The organism is Synechococcus sp. CCAP 1479/10 (genome assembly GCF_019038515.1).
In the GTDB taxonomy this organism is placed as follows: Bacteria; Cyanobacteriota; Cyanobacteriia; order PCC-6307; family Cyanobiaceae; genus Cyanobium.
In genome coordinates this window covers 14214-33839 of the sequence record NZ_JAFKRJ010000008.1, presented here as the reverse complement: position 1 = coordinate 33839, position 19626 = coordinate 14214, and the positions used below count along the sequence as shown (strand labels likewise).

The 19626-nt window shown below is 71.7% G+C and carries 21 protein-coding genes; 8 read left to right on the top strand and 13 right to left on the bottom strand.

Annotated features, from left to right (window positions below; all coding sequences use genetic code 11):
• Positions 1-283 precede the first annotated feature (283 nt).
• Genes KUG39_RS03980 through bioA form a run of 6 tightly spaced genes read left to right on the top strand, consistent with a single transcriptional unit; the run spans position 284 to position 5083 of the window.
• Positions 284-1528 carry an aminotransferase class I/II-fold pyridoxal phosphate-dependent enzyme gene (locus KUG39_RS03980; protein WP_286192928.1) on the top strand — a complete coding sequence of 415 codons (1245 nt, stop codon included), beginning with the start codon at positions 284-286 and terminating at the stop codon, positions 1526-1528.
• Positions 1512-2258, top strand: a complete 747-nt coding sequence (locus tag KUG39_RS03975) for an alpha/beta fold hydrolase (RefSeq protein WP_216913124.1) — start codon at positions 1512-1514, stop codon at positions 2256-2258. Before KUG39_RS03980 ends, KUG39_RS03975 begins: the two co-directional genes overlap by 17 nt.
• Entirely contained in the window at positions 2255-3028 is a 774-nt protein-coding gene (locus KUG39_RS03970; RefSeq protein WP_216913122.1) for a methyltransferase domain-containing protein, read from the top strand. Before KUG39_RS03975 ends, KUG39_RS03970 begins: the two co-directional genes overlap by 4 nt.
• A complete protein-coding gene (gene bioD, locus KUG39_RS03965) occupies positions 3025-3648 on the top strand; it encodes a dethiobiotin synthase (RefSeq protein WP_216913120.1) in 624 nt (207 codons plus the stop codon). Before KUG39_RS03970 ends, bioD begins: the two co-directional genes overlap by 4 nt.
• Entirely contained in the window at positions 3645-3800 is a 156-nt protein-coding gene (locus tag KUG39_RS03960) for a hypothetical protein (RefSeq protein ID WP_181280039.1), read from the top strand. The genes bioD and KUG39_RS03960 overlap by 4 nt, the downstream gene beginning before the upstream one ends.
• A gap of 8 nt (positions 3801-3808) precedes the next feature.
• A complete protein-coding gene (gene bioA, locus KUG39_RS03955) occupies positions 3809-5083 on the top strand; it encodes an adenosylmethionine--8-amino-7-oxononanoate transaminase (protein WP_216913118.1) in 1275 nt (424 codons plus the stop codon).
• A gap of 15 nt (positions 5084-5098) precedes the next feature.
• Here the strand turns inward: bioA and KUG39_RS03950 are convergent, their stop codons facing one another.
• Positions 5099-5368, bottom strand: a complete 270-nt coding sequence (locus KUG39_RS03950) for a DUF3143 domain-containing protein (RefSeq protein WP_216918221.1) — start codon at positions 5366-5368, stop codon at positions 5099-5101.
• A 23-nt stretch (positions 5369-5391) separates the two neighbouring features.
• Complete coding sequence (locus KUG39_RS03945; protein WP_216913116.1) at positions 5392-5907, bottom strand: J domain-containing protein; 516 nt, start codon at positions 5905-5907, stop codon at positions 5392-5394.
• Between the two features lie 71 nt (positions 5908-5978).
• Between KUG39_RS03945 and KUG39_RS03940 the strand changes: the two genes are divergently transcribed.
• Positions 5979-6755, top strand: coding sequence for a 16S rRNA (guanine(527)-N(7))-methyltransferase RsmG (locus KUG39_RS03940; protein ID WP_216913114.1), 777 nt, complete (start codon positions 5979-5981; stop codon positions 6753-6755).
• On the opposite strand, the gene KUG39_RS03935 is transcribed toward KUG39_RS03940, so the two are convergent.
• From KUG39_RS03935 to KUG39_RS17240, 6 genes are all read right to left on the bottom strand, one after another.
• Positions 6752-7939, bottom strand: a complete 1188-nt coding sequence (locus KUG39_RS03935; RefSeq protein WP_216913135.1) for an aldo/keto reductase — start codon at positions 7937-7939, stop codon at positions 6752-6754. The two genes, KUG39_RS03940 and KUG39_RS03935, sit on opposite strands and share 4 nt — an antisense overlap.
• A 38-nt stretch (positions 7940-7977) precedes the next feature.
• Positions 7978-8400: a ferredoxin gene (locus tag KUG39_RS03930; RefSeq protein ID WP_094585538.1), complete on the bottom strand. Its 423-nt coding sequence runs from the start codon at positions 8398-8400 to the stop codon at positions 7978-7980.
• 4 nt (positions 8401-8404) lie between these two features.
• On the bottom strand, positions 8405-8797 hold the full coding sequence (locus KUG39_RS03925) for a DUF1257 domain-containing protein (RefSeq protein ID WP_094585537.1): 393 nt from the start codon (positions 8795-8797) through the stop codon (positions 8405-8407).
• Positions 8798-8825: 28 nt separating this feature from the next.
• Positions 8826-9041, bottom strand: coding sequence for a DUF2997 domain-containing protein (locus KUG39_RS03920; protein ID WP_015110555.1), 216 nt, complete (start codon positions 9039-9041; stop codon positions 8826-8828).
• Between the two features lie 85 nt (positions 9042-9126).
• Complete coding sequence (locus KUG39_RS03915; protein ID WP_094585536.1) at positions 9127-9927, bottom strand: HEAT repeat domain-containing protein; 801 nt, start codon at positions 9925-9927, stop codon at positions 9127-9129.
• 64 nt (positions 9928-9991) lie between these two features.
• Positions 9992-10117: a DUF8624 family small hydrophobic protein gene (locus KUG39_RS17240; RefSeq protein ID WP_015110553.1), complete on the bottom strand. Its 126-nt coding sequence runs from the start codon at positions 10115-10117 to the stop codon at positions 9992-9994.
• A gap of 77 nt (positions 10118-10194) precedes the next feature.
• Between KUG39_RS17240 and KUG39_RS03910 the strand changes: the two genes are divergently transcribed.
• A complete protein-coding gene (locus tag KUG39_RS03910; RefSeq protein ID WP_216913112.1) occupies positions 10195-11490 on the top strand; it encodes an AmpG family muropeptide MFS transporter in 1296 nt (431 codons plus the stop codon).
• On the opposite strand, the gene KUG39_RS03905 is transcribed toward KUG39_RS03910, so the two are convergent.
• The 5 genes from KUG39_RS03905 to KUG39_RS03885 all read right to left on the bottom strand — a co-directional run bounded on the left by KUG39_RS03905 (position 11448) and on the right by KUG39_RS03885 (position 19604).
• A complete protein-coding gene (locus tag KUG39_RS03905; RefSeq protein ID WP_286192927.1) occupies positions 11448-12260 on the bottom strand; it encodes an alpha/beta hydrolase in 813 nt (270 codons plus the stop codon). The two genes, KUG39_RS03910 and KUG39_RS03905, sit on opposite strands and share 43 nt — an antisense overlap.
• Before the next feature lie 11 nt (positions 12261-12271).
• Entirely contained in the window at positions 12272-13330 is a 1059-nt protein-coding gene (gene rlmN, locus KUG39_RS03900) for a dual-specificity RNA methyltransferase RlmN (RefSeq protein WP_216913110.1), read from the bottom strand.
• Positions 13330-13518, bottom strand: coding sequence for a CAB/ELIP/HLIP family chlorophyll-binding protein (locus KUG39_RS03895; RefSeq protein WP_216913102.1), 189 nt, complete (start codon positions 13516-13518; stop codon positions 13330-13332). The genes rlmN and KUG39_RS03895 overlap by 1 nt, the downstream gene beginning before the upstream one ends.
• Positions 13511-17626 (bottom strand): DNA-directed RNA polymerase subunit beta', encoded by a 4116-nt coding sequence (locus KUG39_RS03890; protein ID WP_216913100.1) that lies wholly within the window; start codon positions 17624-17626, stop codon positions 13511-13513. Before KUG39_RS03890 ends, KUG39_RS03895 begins: the two co-directional genes overlap by 8 nt.
• Before the next feature lie 73 nt (positions 17627-17699).
• Positions 17700-19604 carry a DNA-directed RNA polymerase subunit gamma gene (locus tag KUG39_RS03885; protein WP_190610779.1) on the bottom strand — a complete coding sequence of 635 codons (1905 nt, stop codon included), beginning with the start codon at positions 19602-19604 and terminating at the stop codon, positions 17700-17702.
• Positions 19605-19626 lie beyond the last annotated feature (22 nt).

Genomic DNA, 19626 nt, shown 5'->3' with positions numbered 1-19626 from the left:
AGACGGTTCCGAGAACCAACCCCCAGTCGCCTGTCCTTTCCGTGAACCACAGGTGCACCCCGAACATCAGCACGGCCAGAACACAGTCAGCCAACAGAGTATCCACCCCACTCACAAAGAGCTTGCCCCTGGTTCTCGGACCCGAGAACCACCGGTATCCCGGGCTACACCTATGAGGTGCACGTTTGCAGTGACGCGGCCCACGCGTTAACCCCATCAACGTCCAAACCGAGCCTTCACCCCCCCATTCCAGACTGCCCCCTGTCCTTGGTCTCGGGCCGCCATGATCCCCCCTCCCCCCACCACGGAGAGCGGCGACCCCACCGCTCCCCAGCCCCCCTGGCGCCGGCAGCTGTGCGACGCCCTCGCGGCCTTGCCCGCCGCCCGCAGCCGCGCCCTGCGCACGCTTGAGCCCGCCGGCACCGCCAGCCTCCAGCCCGCACCCCCCGCCGACGCGCTCCCTCTGCTGGATCTGGCCAGCAACGACTACCTCGGCCTCAGCCGCCACCCCGCCGTGCTCGCGGCAGCCGCCGCCGAACTGGCCGCCAGCGGCCTGGGGGCCGGCGCCTCCCGCCTGGTCACCGGCAGCCGGCCCATCCACCAGCAGCTGGAGACCGCCCTGGCCGGCTGGCTCGGCCGCGAGCGGGTGCTGCTCTTTCCCAGCGGCTTCCAGGCCAACCTCGCCGCCGTGGCGGCCCTGGCGGATCGCCACACCCTGGTGCTGGCCGATCGGCTCATCCACCATTCCCTGCTGGTGGGGGTGCGCGCCAGCGGCGCCCGCCTGCAGCGCTTCGTCCACAACGACCCGGCGGATCTGGAACGCCGCCTGCTCGCCGCCCGGCGCGAACGGCCCGGTGGCCGGTTGCTGGTGCTCTGCGAAAGCCTCTACAGCATGGAAGGCACCAGCGCGCCCGTCGCCGCCCTGGCGGCCCTCTGCCTCCGTCACGACGCGCCCCTGCTGGTGGATGAGGCCCATGCCCTCGGCGTGCTCGGCCCCGGCGGCCGCGGACTTGCCCATGGCGTCAGCTCCGTGGCAATCGTGAGCGGCACCTTCGGCAAGACGTTCGGCAGCGGCGGCGCCTTTCTCGCCGCCGACGCCCTGGTGGGCGACTGGCTGCTGCAGAGCAGCGGCGCCTTCCGCTACACCACCGCCCTCGCCCCGCCGCTGGCGGCCGGCGCCCTGGCGGCCCTCGTTCACCTGGAGGCCGCACCGTCCACGGGGCTGGGCCTGGCGGAGCGGGCGGCTCGCTGGCGCGACGCCATTGAAGCCGCGGGCTGGCCCCGGCCCCCCGGCGTCGGGCCGATCCTGGCGCTGCTGCTCGGCGCCGACGCCGAGGCCCTCGCGGCCCAGCGTCGGCTGGAGGCGGCCGGCCTGCTCAGCGTGGCGATACGGCCCCCCACCGTGCCGGAAGGCACCGCCAGGCTGCGGCTGGTGCTGCGCCAGGATCTCCCCACCGGCTCCCTCGATCGGCTGCTGGCCGCGCTCGGGCCCGGCCCCCTCGCCCCCCGCCATGCCCTCGCCCCCTGAGGCCGCCCCGGCTTCGTCCCTGCAGGTGATCGCCATGCACGGCTGGGCCGGCGACGCCCTGGGCTGGGACCTGCTGCGCCAGGCCCTGGCCGCGCCGGACTGGCACTGGCAGTGCGGCGAAAGGGGTTACGGCGGCCGCACCCCCGAGCGTCCCCAGTGGGCCCCCGGCGGCCGGCGGCTGCTGATCGGCCATTCGATGGGGCCCCACCTGCTGCCCCCCTCGCTGCTGGCCCAGGCCGAAGCCGTGGTGCTGCTGGCCAGCTTCGCCCGCTTCCTGCCCCCGGGCCGCGAGGGCCGCCGGCTGCAGACCGCCCTCGCCGGCATGGCGGCCCAGCTCGCCGAAGGGCCAGACGAGTCCGACACGGCCCGCCGCGCCCAGCGCATGCTGCAGGCCTTCCTGGAGAAGGCGGCCTCCCCTGATCCGCCCGAGCTCCTGCCCCACGGCCCCGCCAGCCAGCCGGTGGGGCCCGAGGGCCGGCAGCGGCTGCGCGACGATTTGGAGCGTCTGGCGGCCTGTGCGGATCTGCCGCCCGGCTTTCCCGAGGACGTGCCGGTGCTGATCGTGGAGGGCAGCGCCGATCGGATCGTGGGGCCCGAGGCGCGGGCCCTGCTGCGCGAACGCCTGCCCCACGCCGAGGTGCTCCGCTTCGAGGGGGCGGGCCACTGCCTGCTGCAGGCGCCCCTGCCGACGGAGCTGCGTCGCTGGATCACGGACACCCTCGGCCCATGACCGCCTTCCCCCTGCAGGTGTGCGGGGCCTTCGGCCGCCATGCCGCCGATTACGAGGGCCAGGCCGGCCTGCAGAGGGGCATCGCCTGGCGGCTCGCCCGCCTCTGCCGCGACCTGCCTCCCCCACCGCCCGAGGCCCCCCGGGCCGATCTGGGCGCCGGCAGCGGCCTGCTCAGCCGCGCCCTCCTGCACCACTGCCCCGGCCTCGCCAGCCGTCCCCTGGTGCAGCTCGATCTCTGCCCCGAGCTGCTCGCCCGCAATCCCCTGGCCACCGCGGGCCCGCCGCCGCTGGTGTGGGACCTCAACGGCGGCCTGCCCGCCGCCCTGGAGCCGGCGGGGCTGCTGGTGTCGAGCTTCGCGCTGCAGTGGCTGGAGGCGCCGGCCCGGGAACTGGAGCGCTGGGGGCGCGCCCTGGCCCCGGGCGGCTGGCTGGCGCTGGCGGTTCCCGTGCGTGGCAGCTTTCCCCAGTGGCGCCAGGCCGCCGCCGCCGCCGGGGTGCCCTGCACCGCCCTGGAGATGCCCGAGGCCGACGATCTGATCGGCGCCCTGGGCCGCGCCGGCCTGGCCACCGCCCTCCAGCAACGCCTGCGCTTCAGCCGCCCGGCCGGCAACGGCCTGGCCACCCTGCGGCGCCTGCGCGATCTGGGCGCGGGCAGCAGCCGCGCCGCGCCACTGAGCCCCGCCCAGCTGCGCCGCCTGCTGCGCCACTGGCCCTCCGGTGCGGCAATGTCGTGGGACGTGCTGCTGCTGGTGGGCCGGAGGATCGCATGAGGCTGGTGGTCTGCGGCACAGACACCGACGTCGGCAAGACGGTGGTGAGCGCCCTGCTGGTGCAGGGGCTGGGGGCGACCTATTGGAAGCCGGTGCAGAGCGGCACCGACGGCGGCGGCGACACGGGCCGGGTCCAGCAGTTGCTGAGGCTGCCCCCGGAACGGGTGTGGCCGGAGGCCTACCGGCTCACGGCTCCGGTCTCCCCCCACTGGTCGGCCGAGCGGGACGGGATCACGATCGATCCGGCCCGGCTGGCCCTGCCGGCCGGGGACGGCCCCCTGGTGGTGGAGACGGCCGGCGGCCTGCTGGTGCCCCTGCGGCGCAACTGGCTGCAGATCGAGCAGATCGCCGTCTGGGGGCTGCCGGTGCTGCTGGTGGCCCGCAGCGGCCTGGGCACCCTCAACCACACCCTGCTCTCCCTCGAAGCGCTGGAGCGGCGCTCGATCCCTGTCTTGGGGCTGGTGCTCAACGGCGACCCCCACCCCGACAATCCCCGCACCCTGGAGGCCCTCGGCGGCGTGCCGGTGCTGGCGGAGCTGCCGCCGCTGGATCCCCTCGACCGGGAGGGTCTGGCACGGCAATGGCAGCGCAGTGGCCTGGCCCGTAGCCTGCAGCCATGAGCCGCAAGCACCTGCTCGTGACAGCTGCCGTGGCCGCGCTCTGTGCGGGCATCCTGGTGCTGTTCACCGACATCGAGACCAGCGTCACCCGCTGGGTGAACTGCGGGCCGATCGCCACCGAGGGCGAACGCCGTTCGGAGGTCTGCCGCTGAGCCCCACCGTGACCGGACCCGGCTGGCATCCCCACCTCTGGCACCCCTTCACCCAGGTGGCCACCGCCGATCCGCCCCTGCGGGTGGTGCGCGGCGAGGGCGCCCTGCTCGAACTGGAGGACGGCCGCCGGCTGATCGATGCCATCAGCAGCTGGTGGGTGACCCTGCACGGCCACGCCGAGCCCGCCATCGCCGACGCCGTCGCCCGCCAGGCCCGCAGCCTCGAGCAGGTGGGCTTCTCCGATTTCCGCCACCCGGCCGCCGAGCAGCTGGCCGAGCGCCTGGCCGCCTGCAGCGGGCTGGAGCGGCTGTTCTTCTCCGACAACGGCTCCACGGCGGTGGAGGTGGCCCTGAAGATCGCCTGGCAGTGGTGGCGCAACCGGGGCGAACCGCGCCGGCAGCTGATCGCCTTCGATGGGGCCTATCACGGCGACACCTTCGGCGCCATGGCGGTGGGGGAGCGCTCCCTGTTCTCGGAGGCGTTCGAGCCGCTGCTGTTCGCCGTGGCCCGGGCCCCCTGGCCCGCCACCTGGTGGGACGACGAGGGGGTGGAGGCGCGGGAGGCGGCGGCCCTGGAGCGGCTGGAGCAACTCCTGGAGACGCCCACCGCGGCGGTGATCCTCGAACCCTTGCTTCAGGGGGCCGGCGGCATGGCCCTGGTGCGGGAGGAGTTCCTGCGCAAGGTGAAGGCGCTGGTGCGTGCCAGCGGTGCCCTGCTGATCGCCGATGAGGTGATGACCGGCTTCGGCCGCAGCGGCCAGCTGTTCGCCTGCCAGCGGGCCGGCATCCGCCCCGACCTGATGGCCCTCTCCAAGGGGCTCACGGGCGGCTTCCTGCCCATGGGCGTGACCCTGGCCCGGGAGGCCATCTTTGAGGGCTTCATCGGCACCACCCCCGGCCTGACCCTCTTCCACGGCCACAGCTTCACCGCCAACCCCCTCGGCTGCGCCGCGGCCCTGGCCAGCCTGACGCTGCTCCAGGAGCGGCCGGAGCGCCACCAGGGGTTCGAGGCGCGCCACCGTCCCCACCTGGAGGCCCTGGCGCGCCACCCCCTGGTGCGGCGGCCGCGGCTGATGGGCAGCGTGGCCGCCTTCGAGGTGGCCACCGACGCCCCCGGCTACCTCAATCCCGTCGGCCAGCGGCTGCAGCGGCTGGCCCTGGAGCGGGGGGTGTTCCTGCGGCCCCTGGGGCAGGTGGTCTACCTGCTGCCGCCGCTGTGCATCGACGACGACCAGCTGGCCCACTGCTACGCGGTGATCGGGGAAGCCCTCTCGAGCCTCTGAGCCGGCGCCCAGCGCTCAGGGTCCCGCCAGGATCGCCGCCTCCACATCGGCCCGTAACAGCCCATAGGGGAACTGGCGTGCTGTGGTGCGGCCCTCCTGGTGCCAGCTCACCCGCAGTTCCTCCACGTCCATCTCGATCCGGGCGCTCCACTCGGGGCGGTGCAGGTCCCAGTGGGCCACATTGCTGCGCGACTGGCTGGCGCCCAGCTGCCGCAGCCAGTCCTCCAGGGCGGGCAGGGGGTGGTTGTAGAGGGGGGTGGTGGGCTCGGGGGGCAGGGTCGCCATCGGATCGACAGGGGGAGGGATGGTCAGGCGGCGGGCGGCTCGGGGAGCGGGGGCGTCTCGGGCGCTGGAGCCAGGGGGGCCGGGGGCGCCGATGCCCCCTCCAGCTCCGACCACCAGCTGGGCCAGGCCATCAGTTCGGCGCCCCGCGCCCAGGCCACCCCGAGTCCCAGCACCAGGCTGAGCACCAGGGCCACCGCCAGCAGCAGCAGGGCGAACCACTCGCCGCCGGACAGGGCCCGGCGCACCGGCACGGGCCGGACGACGGCCACCGGGGGAGTCCGCAGCGGCGCCGGGGGGGCCGGCTGGGCCAGGGCGGCGTCGTAGAGCCGTCGGGCGGCCGGGTCGCTCAGCACGGCATAGGCCTGACGCAACTGCCGGAAGGCCACCTCGGCCTCGCTCGCCGGCAGGGCGGTGGTGTCGGGGTGGTAGCGCTTGCTGAGGCCCCGGAACGCCTGGCGCAGCTCCTGATCGGTGGCGGTGGGCTGCAGCTGCAGCACCTGGTAGTGGGTGGGGGTGGAGGGCTTGGCTGTGGAGGACATGGTCCCTGAGGCGGCGGTGGCAGCCTGCCCGGCGTGAGGGATCCTAGGGAGAAGCACCACTGCCGTAGCGGATGGCCGCCAGCCCCGACCCCAGCGCCCCTCCCGATGCCGGCCTCTGGCAGGCCCTCGGCTGGACCCCCACCGATGAGCAGCTGGCGGCGCTGGTGGCCCTGCAGGAGCAGCTGCGCCTGTGGAACGGCCGGGTCAACCTCACCCGGCTGGTGGAGGGGGATGATTTCTGGATCGCCCAGGTGTTCGACAGCCTCTGGCCCTGGGTACCGCTGCTCACGGCCCCGGGGGGCGTTCCGGACGGCCTGGAGCTGATCGACGTGGGCACCGGCGGCGGTTTCCCCGGGCTGGCCCTGGCGATCGCCCTGCCCACGGCCCGCATCACCCTGGTGGATTCGGTGGGCCGCAAGCTGGAGGCGGTGCGGGCCATGGCCCGCAGCCTGGGGCTGGAGGGGCGGCTGCGGTTGCGCTGCGAGCGGGTGGAGCGCACCGGCCGCGCCCGCGACTGCCGGGGACGCTTCGATCGCGCCATGGCCCGCGCCGTGGCCAGCGCACCGGTGGTGGCCGAATACCTGGTGCCCCTGCTGAAGCCCGACGGCCTGGCCCTGCTCTACCGGGGCCAGTGGGGGGCCGACGACCAGCGGGATCTGGAGGCGGCCGTGGGGGTGCTGCGGGCATCGGTGGATCCCGTGCAGCGCTGCGACCTGCCGGCGGGCAGGGGCGTGCGCCACGGCCTCTGGCTGCGGCCGGCCGGGCCCTGTCCGGCCGCCTACCCCCGGGCCGTGGGGGTGCCCCAGAAAACACCGATCGCGCCGGGGGCCATCACGCCAGGGGCCTAGGCCACCTGCAGCCGCTTGACGGCCTCACCGCCCAGCCGCTGCCGCAGGCGCCGCAGCAGGCCTGGGATCTCGGCGGCCCAGGGGCTGGCCTGCAGCACCGCCAGCAGCTCGGCCTCGCTGACGCTGCCATCGAGGGCCTCGGCGTTCTCCCCCGGAAACCAGTGACTGCCCTGGCCCAGCAGGCCGTAGCGGGCGCGGCCGTAGGCCTCCAGATCCCAGGCCTCCAGAAGGTTGTGCAGCCACAGCAGCACCGGCAGGTTGATCCGGCCGGGGGTGTCCTCCCAGGCGGGCAGGCCCCGGTCCCAGCTGGCCAGCCAGTCGTCCCCGAGGGCCTCCCGGCGAGCCTCCTGGAGGCGGGCCAGGATCGGCGGCAGCAGCTCCCCGGCCCTGGGCAGCAGCGCCACCGCCTCCAGGTGCAGGTCCAGGTCCTGGGGGGAGGCGGCGCCGACGCTGATGGTGTGGATGCCGGGGGCCGACAGGCAGAACAGGTCGTTGAAGACGATCGGATGCAGCGGCGCACACAGCTCGCAGAGGCGCCGGGAGGGGCTGTGCAGGTGGCCGCCCTTGTCGGTGGGGCTGATCACGAACACCCCCATGTCGTGGGCGGTGGCGGCCTCGATCGCCGCCAGGTTGTCCTGGCGAATGAAGTACCAGTGCAGGTTGATGTAGTCGAACTGGTCGCTGGCGATCGCCTCCAGGATCAGGGGCAGCGGCGCATGGGTGGAGAAGCCCACGTGGCCGATCCGGCCCGCCTCCTGCCAGCGGCGGGCCACCGCCAGGCAGCCGCCGGGCCGCAGGGTCTGGTCGAGCAGCTCCGGGGTGTTGAGGCCGTGGATGGCCAGCAGGTCGACCCTGCCCGCTTTGCCATCCAGCCCCCCCTCGCCATCCAGGCCCAGCCGCTCGAAGCTGGTCCGCAGGTCGGCCTCGAAGGCGGCCGGGTCCGCGGCCGGGGGCACCTTGGTCTGGAGGATGCGCCGGGGATCCGGCAGCCGGGGCAGCAACCATCCCAGCTGCCGTTCCGAGGTGCCGTAGTGGCGGGCGGTCTCGATGTGGTGCAACCCCGCCCCCATGGCGGCTCGCAGCGTGGCCTCAAGATTGGCCTGGCTGCCGGCCTCCACCGCCTCGGCCGGCAGGTCGCTCCAGCTCTGCTGGAAGCGCATCCCCCCCAGGGAGAGCACCGGCATGGCCAGTCCCGTGCGGCCGAAACGCCGGCTGGGGATCGTCACGGCGATGGCGCGACGGAGCGGGGCAGGGTGCGGCGGCGGCGACCATGGGAGGGGAGCCCCAGGGGCTGGATCTCCTGGTCGTCGAGCTGGGCCCTCAGGACCGGCAGCTGCTCGTAGGGAACCCAGTGGATGCAGTCCACGGGGCAGGTGTCGATCGCCTCCTGGATCCGCTCGGTGCTGTCGCCGTCCTGGCGCAGGGCCCGGGAGCGGCCCCAGTCGGGTTCCACCACGAAGGTGTTGCCGGCCACATGGGCGCAGTAGCGGCAGCCGATGCAGACAGCCTCATCGACCCAGACGGCCTGTTGGCGCAGGGCCCCACCCAGCACGGGCTCCCGGCCGGTAGCTGCCGACTCGGGGGCTACCGCGGTGCGGAAGGCGAGGGCGGGGTCGAGACCGGCGGAGGGGCCCGTCGCGCTCACGGGATCAGGCGTCCCAGCGGGTCACCACCAGTTCGATGCTGCCGTCCTGGTGGTTGGTCTGCTCGCTCACCTGAAAGCCCTCCTCGACGGTGCTGGCCAGGATGGTGCGCAGGGCATAGCGCTGGGTGAGCTTGGCCAGGAAGCGCTCCACCGGGATGGGCTGCTTCCAGAGCTCCAGGTCGGTGACCAGCTCGTAGCTGCCGCTGTCGGGGTTGAAGCGGAAGCCGATGTCGACACCGTCGGCCTGGGGGATGGCGAGATCGGCGGTCACCGTCTGGCCGCGGTAGCCGCGCACCTGGCAGGAGCCCTCGGCCGGAGGGTGGCCCAGGTCGCGGAGGGCTTCCACCAGGGCCTGGCGATCGCGCAGCTCGGTCTTGACGGTGCTGAAGTGCGACATGGGACGAAAGGGAAGGGGGAGCGGGGGCTCAGGGGCCGTGGTGCTGAACGACCACCTGGGGGTCCTGGAGAACGAGGGGGGGCGTCTGGAACGCTTCCGAGGTGCTGCGTCGTTGCTGCACGCTGCCCAGCCGGGCCTCGATCCGCTCCGTCAGCTGGGAGCACCCCTCGCCCTGCACGCCCTCCACGAGTTCCTCCACGCGCCCGTCGGGGCGAATTCGGAAGCGGATGGTGCGTTGGGCCATCCCGGATGGGCTGCACAGGTGAGACCGGGATCTTAACCGCGATTTCCGGAGCTCGCGGCCGCCGGACAGCCCTGGCCGGCGGCCATCAGCTGATCAGTCCCTCGTCCACCAGGGTCTGCAGCCGTTCGAGCACCTCGGGCTGTTCCAGCTGCTCGAGGGCCATGCGGGCTTCGTCCCGCACGGTGGGGTCGCCGTCGTGCAGCATCGTGTGCAGCAGGGCTTCCACCACGTCCAGCTGGCGCGGCTCCACCAGATCGGTGTAGAGGCGGCCCAGGGACCAGGCGCAGTTGCTGCGCACCGCCGGCTCGCTGTCGATGCGCAGGCTCAGCAGCAGCTGGGCGGCGGCGGGGTCGGCCTTGGCCACGCCGGTGGCGCCGGCATCGGCCAGGGAGCTGGCCGCCCAGAGCCGCACGGCGGCGATGTCCAGCTCCAGGGCCCGGATCAGCGGGTTGAGCACCGGAGCCTCGGGGTAGTTGCCGAGGCTCCAGGCCACCGCCTTGCGGACGTAGCCGTTGTCGTCGGCCGCCAGCAGGCCCAGCAGGGGCTCCACCGCCAAGGGGTGGGGGTTGCGGCCGAGGGCGTAGACGGCACTCATCCGCACGATCGGGCAGCCGGCCTTCAGCAGCGGCAGCAGCAGGGGAATGGCCCGGGGATCGCGGTGCTCGCAGAAGATGCGCAGGCCCTGCAGTCGCTCCTCCCGTCCCCCCTTCAGCAGCTCGATGCCGAGGTCGCACTCGGCGGCCACGTCGGAGCTGGAGGGGGCGACGCTGTCGATCTCATCAAGGGGATCACCCAGGAGCTCCTGCGCCAGTTCCCGGGCCAGCACCTCCGGATCGAGGGCCAGCGCGTGGGTGGTTTCGGGAAAGGGCAGGCCGTCGTCCGGCATGGAGCCATCCAGGTGAAGGCATCGTAAAAGCCGGGCGGCGCCGGATCAGCCCAGGGGGGCGGGATCAGCCCAGCGGGGCTGGGGCGGCCATGTCGCCGGGCAGCCAGATGCGGGCGCTGACGGCGAACAGGGCCAGGGCGAACAGCAGCACGATCGCGACCGGCAGCAACGTGGAGCGCAGGAAGGACATGGGGGATAGGGACGGGGGTGCTGGCTGCATTGTGGTCCGACCGGTCGCCCCTAGGGTTCGGCGATCCGCGAGCGGCCATGGCCAGCCCTGCCTCCAGCAGTGTCCGCCCCTGGCGTCGCCTCCTGGCGGTGGCCGCCGAGGGGGTGGCCAGCGGCACCCCCTACATGGTGGGCACCAAGCTGCTGCAGGGCTGGCTCACCGCCAGCCAGATCCCTTTGGGCCTGATCGGTCTGCTGGGGCTGGCGGAGCTGCCCTACACCCTGAAGATGTTCTGGGCGCCGGCCCTCGACCGCTGGCCCCTGCCCTGGCCGGACCGCCGACGCGGCTGGCTGCTGGTGCTGCAGCTCACCCTGGTGGCGGTGATCGGCGCCATGGCCCTGCTGCGGCCGTCGAGCGATCCGGCCAGCCTCACGGCGATCGGGGTGATGGCGGTGCTGCTGGCGGTGGTCAGCGCCACCCAGGACATCGCCGTGGATGCCTACCGCACCGACCTGTTGCCCGACCTGGAGCGGGGTGCCGGGGCCGCCGCCTCCAACCTGGGCTACCGCACGGCAATGCTGGCGGTGGGGGCCGGCGGCTTCATCCTGGCCGGCCGCTTCGACTGGCCCCTGGCCTTCCTGTTCTCGGCCCTGCTGATGCTGGTGGTGGTGCCGTTCACCCTCACGGCGCCGCGGCTGGAACCCCTGGCGGTGCCGGTGACCAGCCTGCGCCAGGCGGTGCTGGGTCCGGCGCGGGAGTTCCTGCACCGCAGCGGCGGCCCCCGGGCCGTGGCCCTGCTCACCCTGGTGCTGCTCTACCGCTGGCCCGACGGCTTGCTCGGCCTGATGGCGGTGCCGTTCCTGATCCAGAAGGGCTTCAGCCCTGAGGTGGTGGGGTCGGTGCTGGCCGGCTGGGGCATCGGCGCCACCATCGTGGGCACGGTGCTGGGGGGCGTGCTGTTCGGCCGGCTGGGCATGAACCGCTCCCTTTGGCTGTTCGCCCTGGTGGGGGCGGCGGGCAACCTGGCCTATTGGGGCCTGGCCCGCTTCGACGGCGGCATGCCGGCCCTGCTGACGGCCGTGGCCCTGGAGAACATCGGCGGCGGCATGGTGGGCGCCGCCTTCGTGGCGCTGCTGATGAGCCTCTGCAACCCCCGCTTCTCCGCCACCCAGTACGCCCTGCTCTCGGGCGTCTATGCCCTGAGCCGCTCCCTGCTGGCCGCCCCGGCCGGCCTGGTGGCCGAGCGGCTGGGCTGGCCTGGATTCTTTCTGGCCACCGCCGCCGCGGCCCTGCCGGCCTTCCTGCTGATGCTGCGGCTCACCCCCTGGAACGGCCAGGGCGCCCGCGGGGCCTACAGCGCCGAGCGGGACGGGCCGGGTTCGAGGAACGCCTGAAGCAGCGGCAGGTAGCGCGGGGAGTCCTCCAAGGCGTTGTGGCCCTCGACCGGCAGCACCACCAGGGACGCCACCCCGGGCCTGAAGCTGGACAGAAGGGCGTCGGTGTTGGCGCGGGGGATCACCTCGTCCCGTTCGGCGGCGATCAGCAGGGTGGGCGCCACGACCCGGGGAGCCGCCTGGTCGGAGCGGTACCGGTCCTGGAGCAGCAGCCCCACCGGCACCAGGGGGAAGCGCTGGGCCGCAACCGCCTCGATGCTGTCGAACGGCGTGACCAGCACCAGCCGGGCGACGGGGCGCCGGGACGCTAGGTGCACCGCCACGCCGCTGCCGAGGCTGCGGCCGATCACGGCGATCTGGTCGTGGTCAGGCCGGACCCGGTCGAAGAGGGCGAGGGCATCGGCGAACAGGGCCCGCTCCGAGGGCTGGCCGCTGCTGCCGCCGTAGCCCCGGTAGTGCAGCAGATAGAGGGCGTGCTCCGGAAAGGCGGCCGCCAGCAGGGGCAGCTGGCCCGCCACAGCCTCGGCATTGCCGCCGAAGTAGAGGAGCGCCTTCGGGCCGGGGCGGTGGCGGACCGTCACCAACACCCGGGCCCCCGGCGGGCCGCCTGTGATCGGCAGGGCCAGCAGCTCGCCGGGCGCATCGGCGGAGCGGGGCTGGGGGAAATAGAGCAGGGAGCGCTGGCGCAGGAACAGAAGGCCGCACAGGGCCCCGTAGGCCAGTCCGCCGGCCAGGAGGACCGCCAGGGCCGTGGCAGCGCGTGGCGGCATCGAAATGGCGCTCACCCCGCCGGGGCGTCCATCAGCCGGCGGCGCAGCTGGCCGCAGGCGGCGTCCTGGTCGAGGCCGCGGCTGGCCCGCACGCTGACGGCGATGTGGCGCCGCTCCAGCTGGGCGCGGAAGGCCTCCACCGCCTCCGGAGCGGGGCGCCGGAAGTCCTCCTCAGCGATCGGGTTGTAGGCGATCAGGTTGACGTGGCTCTGGAAGCCCCGCAGCAGACGGGCCAGAGCATCGGCCTGGCGGGGATGGTCGTTGACGCCCCCCAGGAGGATGTATTCGAAGCTGACCCGCCGGCCGGTGATGGCCACGTAGTGGCGGCAGTCGTCCAGCAGCGCCTCGAGGGGATAGGCGTGGGCGGTGGGGATCAGCTCCTCCCGCAGGCGCTGGTCGGGGGCATGGAGGCTCACGGCCAGGGTGAACTGGGCCCGCCCCAGGCGCTCCAGGGCCCGCTCCGCCAGGGTGGGCAGGCTGCGTGGCACCCCCACCGTGCTGACGGTGATCTGGCGCTGGGCCATGCCCAGGTCGGTGCAGAGGCAGGCGATGGCCTCCAGCACCGCTTCGGTGTTCAGCAGGGGTTCGCCCATGCCCATGAACACCACGTGGGAGGGGCGCCGGTCCATGGCCTCGCGGATGCTGAGCACCTGGTCGACGATCTCGTGCACCGCCAGGGAGCGCTGCAGGCCCCCCTTGCCGGTGGCGCAGAAGCGGCAGGCCATGGGGCAGCCCACCTGACTGCTGACGCAGACCGTGAGCCTGTCGCCGCTGGGGATGCCGACGGTCTCGAGGCTGAGGCCATCGGCGGTGGCCAGCAGCAGCTTGGTGGTGCCGTCGCTGGCGTCGCTGCGGTGCAGCAGGGCCGAGCGGCCGATGCCGGTGCCGGCCGCCGCCAGGCCCTCGCGCCAGGCCTTGGGCAGCACCGTGATCGCGTCGAGGCTGCGGGCCCCCCTGGCGTAGATCCAGTCGTGCAGCTGCCGGCCCCGGAAGGCCGGCTGGCCCTGGTCACCGGCCCAGGCCTCCAGGGCCGCCTGGCCCATCCCCAGCAGGGGGGCAGGCCCGGCCATCAGGGCCAGATCAGCAGGCCGTGGCCCAGCTTCCACTCCACCGCCAGCAGGGCGATGAAGCCCAGCATGGCCACCCGGCCGTTGAGGCGCTCGGTGTGGGTGTGGAAGCCGAAGCGCGGCAGCCGGCGCACCGGCACGGGGGTGGTCCGGGCGGGGGCCGCAGGGGTGGCGACGGCGGGATCAGTCATCGCTGAGCAGACCCTCCTCCTGCAGACCCTCGAGGGCCGCCGGATCGGCGATCAGCTCCTCCTCCAGTCCCTCCTCGGCGGTGGGGCGGGCGAAGGCGGCGAAGCCGCTGGCGGCCGCTTCGATGCCGTGGCGGCTGCGGGTGGCCTCCAGATCCTCCTCGGAGGGGTCATCCAGCACGGCGGCGGTGACCGCCGGGGCCGGCATTTCGACCGTGTAGTCGGGACGCAGGTTCTGGTTGCGGCGATAGCCGGCGGCCTCCTCCTCGAGGATGTCGGGGTGGGGCCCGGCCTCGGCGCGCAGCTCCTCCTCGAAGCCACCGAAACCGGTGCCGGCGGGGATCAGGCGGCCGATGATCACGTTCTCCTTGAGGCCCCGCAGCCAGTCGCTCTTGCCCTCGATGGCCGCTTCGGTCAGCACCCGGGTGGTCTCCTGGAAGGAGGCCGCCGAGATGAACGAATCGGTGTTCAGGGAGGCCTTGGTGATGCCCAGCAGCACGGGGGTGAACTCGGCGGGGGCGCCGCCGGTGATGCCCATGGCGGAGTTCACCTGCTCCACCTGACGCAGCTCGATCAGCTCGCCGGGAAGCAGGGTGGTGTCACCGGCATCCTCGATCCGGACCTTGCTGGTCATCTGGCGCACGATCACCTCGATGTGCTTGTCGCTGATCGAGACCCCCTGCGATTTGTAGACGTTCTGCACCTCCGTCACCATGCGGAACTGCAGCTTGGAGATCGCCTCCTGGGCCGCCTCCATGGTGGGCTTGCGGCTGCGCAGGTCCTCGAAGAAGCAGTCGAGCAGTTCGTGGGGGTTGATCGGACCGTCGGTGAGCATCTCGCCGGCGCTCACCTGCTGGCCATCGGAGACCATCACGTTGCGGCCGAGCAGGATCGGGTACTCGGTGATGACGTCGTCGGTCTCGATCACCGACACGGTGATCGAATCGTCGTCCTCACCCTGCTTGATCTGCACGGTGCCGCTCTTGCGGCAGAGCACCGCCGATTCCCGCGGGCGGCGGGCTTCGAGCAGTTCCTCGATCCGGGGAAGACCCTGAACGATGTCGCCGGTCTTCTGACGCTCGAACACGAGCAGAGCCAGGGGATCGCCACGCTGCACGAGTTCGCCGTCCCGGACGTGCAGCACCGAATCGGGCGACACCATGTAGGGCCGGCCCAGACGGATGGTGAGGGTCTTGCCGTTGATGGCCTCCACCTGGCCACAGCAGGGGGAGAGCACCCCGTCGGCGAGCACTTTGCCGTCGACGATGCGGTCGCCCACCGCCACCGCCGGGGCGGCCGTGCCGAGATCCAGGCTGAGGGTGTCGTTGGCCCGCTCCACGATCAGGCGGCGGATCGGTTCACCGACGACGGGCTCGGGCAGTTGCACCACCCCGTCCCCGTTCTCCTTGCAGAGGATCTGGGTGGTGGCCACCACATCGCCCCGTTTGACGGTCATGCCGTCCTCCACCTGAAGTTCGGTGTGGGTGGAGCCGTGGCTGGCGTCGGAGAGGGTGTCGCGCCGCACCAGCAGGGTTTCCAGGATCACCAACTGCAGGCGCTCGATGGTCTTGGCCCGCTTGTCGGCCACCGCCTCCACATCCACCGTCATCTGGGGGGTGGTGTCGAAGGTTTCCAGGATCAGCTGGGTGCGCAGCAGTTCCACCCCTTCCACCGACTTGATCAGCTCGCCGTCCTTGAAGGTGAGGCGCTGGGTGGCCTTCAGCCCCAGGGAGGGACCTCCGGTCTGCTTGACGGTGGACAGCTCGGGCAGGTGGGCGGCGTCGGGAATGGCGTATTCCTCGACGGGGCGCAGCAGCAGGGCGCCGCCCTCGGGGGTGTCGACCTTCTCGACGAATTTCATCGCCTCGGCCTTGAGGCCGGGGGCGATCTCCTCGCCGGGGTTGACCATCTTGCCGTCCTCGCCGTAGCGGCCGAGCACCTTGGCATCGGAGACCAGGTGCAGCTCACCGGAGCGCACGATGATCTCCCGCAGGATGTCGTTCTTCTGGGTGACGGTGACGATGCCCGCGGTCTGGCTGAAGATGTCCTTCACCACCTCGGTGCCGGCCTCGATCCACTGGCCGTCCTCGATCATCAGCAGGGAGATGTCCTTGTTGATCTCGTGGGTCTCCTGGGGAATCCACAGCAGGGTGCCGCCCTTGCTCACCTCGAAACCGTGCTTGGCGGAGCGGGCCTTCTTGATCGAGAGGCCGGGGGCGAACTTCACCATGCCACCGGTCTGGGTGCGGAAGCGGTCGTCGGTGAGTTCGGCGATCACCTCACCGGCGCCGATCTTGGTGCCGGGCTGGGTCTTGACCAGGTAGCGGGTGTTGTCCTTGCCCTCAAGGTGCCAGCTCTCGCCGGTGTGGCTGGATTCACCCACCAGCTTGCAGTCCTTGAGGGTGAGGCTGGCGGTGACGATCTGCACCTCGCGGGAATCGCCGGTGGACTCCCGCAGCCGCACGGCGCCGCCGTATTCGCTCTGCAGCCGGCTCTCGGCCAGCACATCGCCGGCGGTCACCGGCTTGTCGGTCTCGACGACGGGGAGGGCGTTGGGCGGCAGGTTGTAGACGTCGCCGCTGAACACCCAGAGGCGCCCGAGACGCTGGGCCTTGTGGGTGATGTTGCCCTGGCGGTCGGTGACCTCCCGGGGCTGGATCACATCCTCGAAGCGCACCTGGCCGGGCAGGTCGCAGATGACATCCTTGGTGGCCTTCTCCACGCTCTTCTTCACCGCCGAGCCCGAGGAGATCTGGGCCAGGATGATGTCGTTGGCGACGGGATCGCCATCGGCCACGAACAGGATCGAGCCGTTGGTGATGTCGATCTTCTGCACCTTGCCCTTGCCCGAGGGCTTGAGGGTGAGGGTGAAATCGGTTTCGGCCAGCTTGGCCTCGACGCCGTGGGGGGTGCGGTGGTCGCGGACCCGGGCCTTGGGCCCGAATTCCACTACGCCATCCACCAGGGAGCGCACCACGCCGGTCTCGGCCGTGGACACACCACCGGTGTGGAAGGTGCGCATGGTGAGCTGGGTGCCCGGTTCACCGATCGACTGGGCGGCGATGATGCCGACGGCTTCACCCAGGTCGACCAGTTCGTTGTGGGCCAGGGCCCAGCCGTAGCACTTGCGGCAGACCGAACGGGAGGCCTCGCAGGTGAGGGGCGAGCGCACCATCACGGTGGCGATCGCCGCCTTCTCGATGGCGGCCGAAATCGCCGGGTCGATCTCACCGTTGCGGTCGACGATGACGACGCCGTCGCTGTCGACGACGGGCTGGGCGGCCAGACGGCCCACCAGCTTGGTGCCGAAGCGGCCCCGTTCGTCGGCGTTGATGGGGATGAAGCGGTGGGTGCCGCAGTCCTCCTCCCGCACGATCACGTCCTGGGCCACGTCCACCAGACGGCGGGTGAGGTAGCCGGAGTCGGCGGTGCGCAGGGCGGTGTCCACCAGGCCCTTGCGGGCGCCGTAGGAGGAGATCACGTACTCGGTGACCGTGAGGCCCTCACGGAAGTTGGTGCGGATCGGCAGGTCGATGATCTCCCCCTGGGGGTTGGCCATCAGGCCGCGCATGCCCACCAGCTGACGCACCTGGGACATGTTCCCCCGGGCGCCGGAGTTGGCCATCATCCACACCGAGTTGAGTGGATCGTTGTCGTTGAAGTTGCGGCGCACGGCCGCCACCAGGCGCTCGTTGGTCTCGGTCCAGGTGTCGATCACCTTGGTGTGGCGCTCCACCTCGGTGATCTCACCGAGCCGGTAGCGCTCCTCGGTGGCCGTGATCTGCTCCTCGGCCTCCTCCAGCAGGACGGCCTTGTCGCCGGGGATGCGCAGGTCGTCGACCGAGATCGACACCGCCGCCTGGGTGGCGTAGTGGAAGCCCAGATCCTTCAGCTCGTCGGCCATCGCCGCGGTGGCCGCGGTGCCGTGGTGCTTGTAGGCCCAGGAGACCAGGTTGCGCAGCGCCTTCTTGTCGATGATCCGGTTGCGGAACGGCGGCGCCTGCTTGCTGAGGGCCGAGGCGGCGAGTTCGGCGGCGGCGGTGGCGGCCGCCAGTTCGGCGGCGGCCTTGGCGCTCTTCTTGCTGATCTTCTTGGCGGGGGTGGCGGTCATGGCGGCGCGCGATGGAGAAGGCTGGAGGGAATCGGAAGACACGGGGCGCGGGTCTCGGCCCGGCCGGTGGAACTCAGGACGCGGCCACGGCGTCGATGATCGTGTGGTTGATGACGACCCGACCCACGGTGGTCAGCAGGTAGCGGCTGATCAGGGCGCCGTCCTCATCGAAGCGGTCGCGGCGGAACTTCCACTGCTCGACGCGGGTGCCATCGGTGAGGGTGTCGGTGGAGACGGGCTCGTTGTCCTCGTCGTCACTTTCCACCTCGCCGTTGAAGCGCACCCAGACCCAGTCGTGCAGGGTGAGGTGCTTCTCCTCGAAGGCGGCGATCACGTCCTCGAGGTCGGCGAAGGTGCGGGAACGGTCGCCGAAGGCGGGCTGCGCCTTCTCCCGGTCGACGGCGGTGAGGTAATAGGCACCGAGCACCATGTCCTGGGACGGGGTGATGATCGGCTCGCCGGTGGCGGGGGAGAGCACGTTGTTGCTCGCCAGCATCAGCATCCGGGCCTCGGTCTGGGCCTCGATCGCCAGGGGCACGTGCACGGCCATCTGGTCACCGTCGAAGTCGGCGTTGAAGGCGGGGCAGACCAGGGGATGGAGCTGGATGGCACGGCCGTCGACCAGCTTGGGCTCGAAGGCCTGGATGCCGAGCCGGTGCAGGGTCGGGGCCCGGTTGAGCAGGATCGGGTGTCCTTCGATCACTTCCTGCAGCACCTGCATCACCTCGTCGTCGGCCCGCTGGATCAGCTTTTTGGCCGCCTTGATGTTGTTGACGATGTTCTGGCGGATCAGGCGATGGATCACGAACGGCTGGAACAGCTCGATCGCCATCTCCTTGGGCAGGCCGCACTGGTGCATCTTCAGCTTGGGGCCCACCACGATCACGGAACGGCCGGAGTAGTCGACCCGTTTGCCGAGCAGGTTCTGGCGGAAGCGACCCTGCTTGCCCTCGATGATGTCGCTGAGCGACTTGAGAGCCCGGTTGTTGGCCCCCACCACGGTGCGGCCGCGGCGGCCGTTGTCGATCAGGGCATCGACGGCCTCCTGCAGCATCCGCTTCTCGTTGCGGACGATGATCTCGGGGGCAAGGATCTCCTGCAGGCGCGCCAGGCGGTTGTTGCGGTTGATCACCCGCCGGTAGAGGTCGTTGAGATCGCTGGTGGCGAAACGGCCGCCGTCGAGCTGCACCATGGGGCGCAGATCGGGGGGGATCACCGGGATCACATCCAGCACCATCCACTCGGGACGGGCGTTGGTGGCGATGAAGTTATCGATCACCCGCAGGCGCTTGATCAGCTTGGCCCGCTTCTGGCCCTTGGAGTTGTTGATGTCCTCCCGGAGCTGCTCGGCCTCCTTCTCGAGGTCGAGGTCCTCAAGCAGCTGCTTGAGGGCCTCGGCGCCGATGCCCACCATGGGCTCGTTCTCGATCTCGGAATCCTCGGCGAAGATCTGGTCCTCGATCTCCAGCCACTCGTCTTCGGTGAGCAGCTGCTTGTAGGTGAGGTCCTTGTGGTCACCCTTGTCGAGCACCACGTAGCAGTTGAAGTAGACGATCTGCTCCACGTCCCGCAGGGGCATGTCGAGCAGGATCGCCACATAGCTGGGGATGCCCTTGAGGTACCAGACGTGGGAGACCGGAGCCGCCAGCTTGATGAAGCCCATGCGGTGGCGCCGCACCCGGCTCTCGGTGACTTCGACGCCGCAGCGCTCACAGACGATGCCGCGGTGCCGCACCCGCTTGTACTTGCCGCAGTGGCATTCCCAGTCCTTGGAGGGGCCGAAGATCTTCTCGCAGAAGAGCCCGTCCATCTCGGGCTTGAGGGTGCGGTAGTTGATCGTTTCCGGCTTGGTGACCTCACCCACCACCTGTCCGTTGGGCAGCGTGCGCTGCCCCCACTGCATGATCCGCTCGGGGGAAGCGAGCGTGATCTTCACGTAGTCGAAGTGGTTTTCGGTGCGGAGGTTGCTGTTGGACATGGCGGGGACGCAGGGTGATCGA

Excerpts from the sequence above, each read along its gene's own strand:
- KUG39_RS03980 (WP_286192928.1), top strand. The coding sequence starts at position 284 with ATGATCCCCCCTCCCCCCACCACGGAGAGCGGCGACCCCACCGCTCCC.
- KUG39_RS03975 (WP_216913124.1), top strand. The coding sequence starts at position 1,512 with ATGCCCTCGCCCCCTGAGGCCGCCCCGGCTTCGTCCCTGCAGGTGATC.
- KUG39_RS03970 (WP_216913122.1), top strand. The coding sequence starts at position 2,255 with ATGACCGCCTTCCCCCTGCAGGTGTGCGGGGCCTTCGGCCGCCATGCC.
- bioD (WP_216913120.1), top strand. The coding sequence starts at position 3,025 with ATGAGGCTGGTGGTCTGCGGCACAGACACCGACGTCGGCAAGACGGTG.
- KUG39_RS03960 (WP_181280039.1), top strand. The coding sequence starts at position 3,645 with ATGAGCCGCAAGCACCTGCTCGTGACAGCTGCCGTGGCCGCGCTCTGT.
- KUG39_RS03950 (WP_216918221.1), bottom strand. The coding sequence starts at position 5,368 with ATGGCGACCCTGCCCCCCGAGCCCACCACCCCCCTCTACAACCACCCC.
- KUG39_RS03945 (WP_216913116.1), bottom strand. The coding sequence starts at position 5,907 with ATGTCCTCCACAGCCAAGCCCTCCACCCCCACCCACTACCAGGTGCTG.
- KUG39_RS03940 (WP_216913114.1), top strand. The coding sequence starts at position 5,979 with ATGGCCGCCAGCCCCGACCCCAGCGCCCCTCCCGATGCCGGCCTCTGG.
- KUG39_RS03935 (WP_216913135.1), bottom strand. The coding sequence starts at position 7,939 with ATGCCGGTGCTCTCCCTGGGGGGGATGCGCTTCCAGCAGAGCTGGAGC.
- KUG39_RS03925 (WP_094585537.1), bottom strand. The coding sequence starts at position 8,797 with ATGTCGCACTTCAGCACCGTCAAGACCGAGCTGCGCGATCGCCAGGCC.
- KUG39_RS03920 (WP_015110555.1), bottom strand. The coding sequence starts at position 9,041 with ATGGCCCAACGCACCATCCGCTTCCGAATTCGCCCCGACGGGCGCGTG.
- KUG39_RS03915 (WP_094585536.1), bottom strand. The coding sequence starts at position 9,927 with ATGCCGGACGACGGCCTGCCCTTTCCCGAAACCACCCACGCGCTGGCC.
- KUG39_RS17240 (WP_015110553.1), bottom strand. The coding sequence starts at position 10,117 with ATGTCCTTCCTGCGCTCCACGTTGCTGCCGGTCGCGATCGTGCTGCTG.
- KUG39_RS03910 (WP_216913112.1), top strand. The coding sequence starts at position 10,195 with ATGGCCAGCCCTGCCTCCAGCAGTGTCCGCCCCTGGCGTCGCCTCCTG.
- KUG39_RS03905 (WP_286192927.1), bottom strand. The coding sequence starts at position 12,260 with ATGCCGCCACGCGCTGCCACGGCCCTGGCGGTCCTCCTGGCCGGCGGA.
- rlmN (WP_216913110.1), bottom strand. The coding sequence starts at position 13,330 with ATGGCCGGGCCTGCCCCCCTGCTGGGGATGGGCCAGGCGGCCCTGGAG.
- KUG39_RS03895 (WP_216913102.1), bottom strand. The coding sequence starts at position 13,518 with ATGACTGATCCCGCCGTCGCCACCCCTGCGGCCCCCGCCCGGACCACC.
- KUG39_RS03890 (WP_216913100.1), bottom strand. The coding sequence starts at position 17,626 with ATGACCGCCACCCCCGCCAAGAAGATCAGCAAGAAGAGCGCCAAGGCC.
- KUG39_RS03885 (WP_190610779.1), bottom strand. The coding sequence starts at position 19,604 with ATGTCCAACAGCAACCTCCGCACCGAAAACCACTTCGACTACGTGAAG.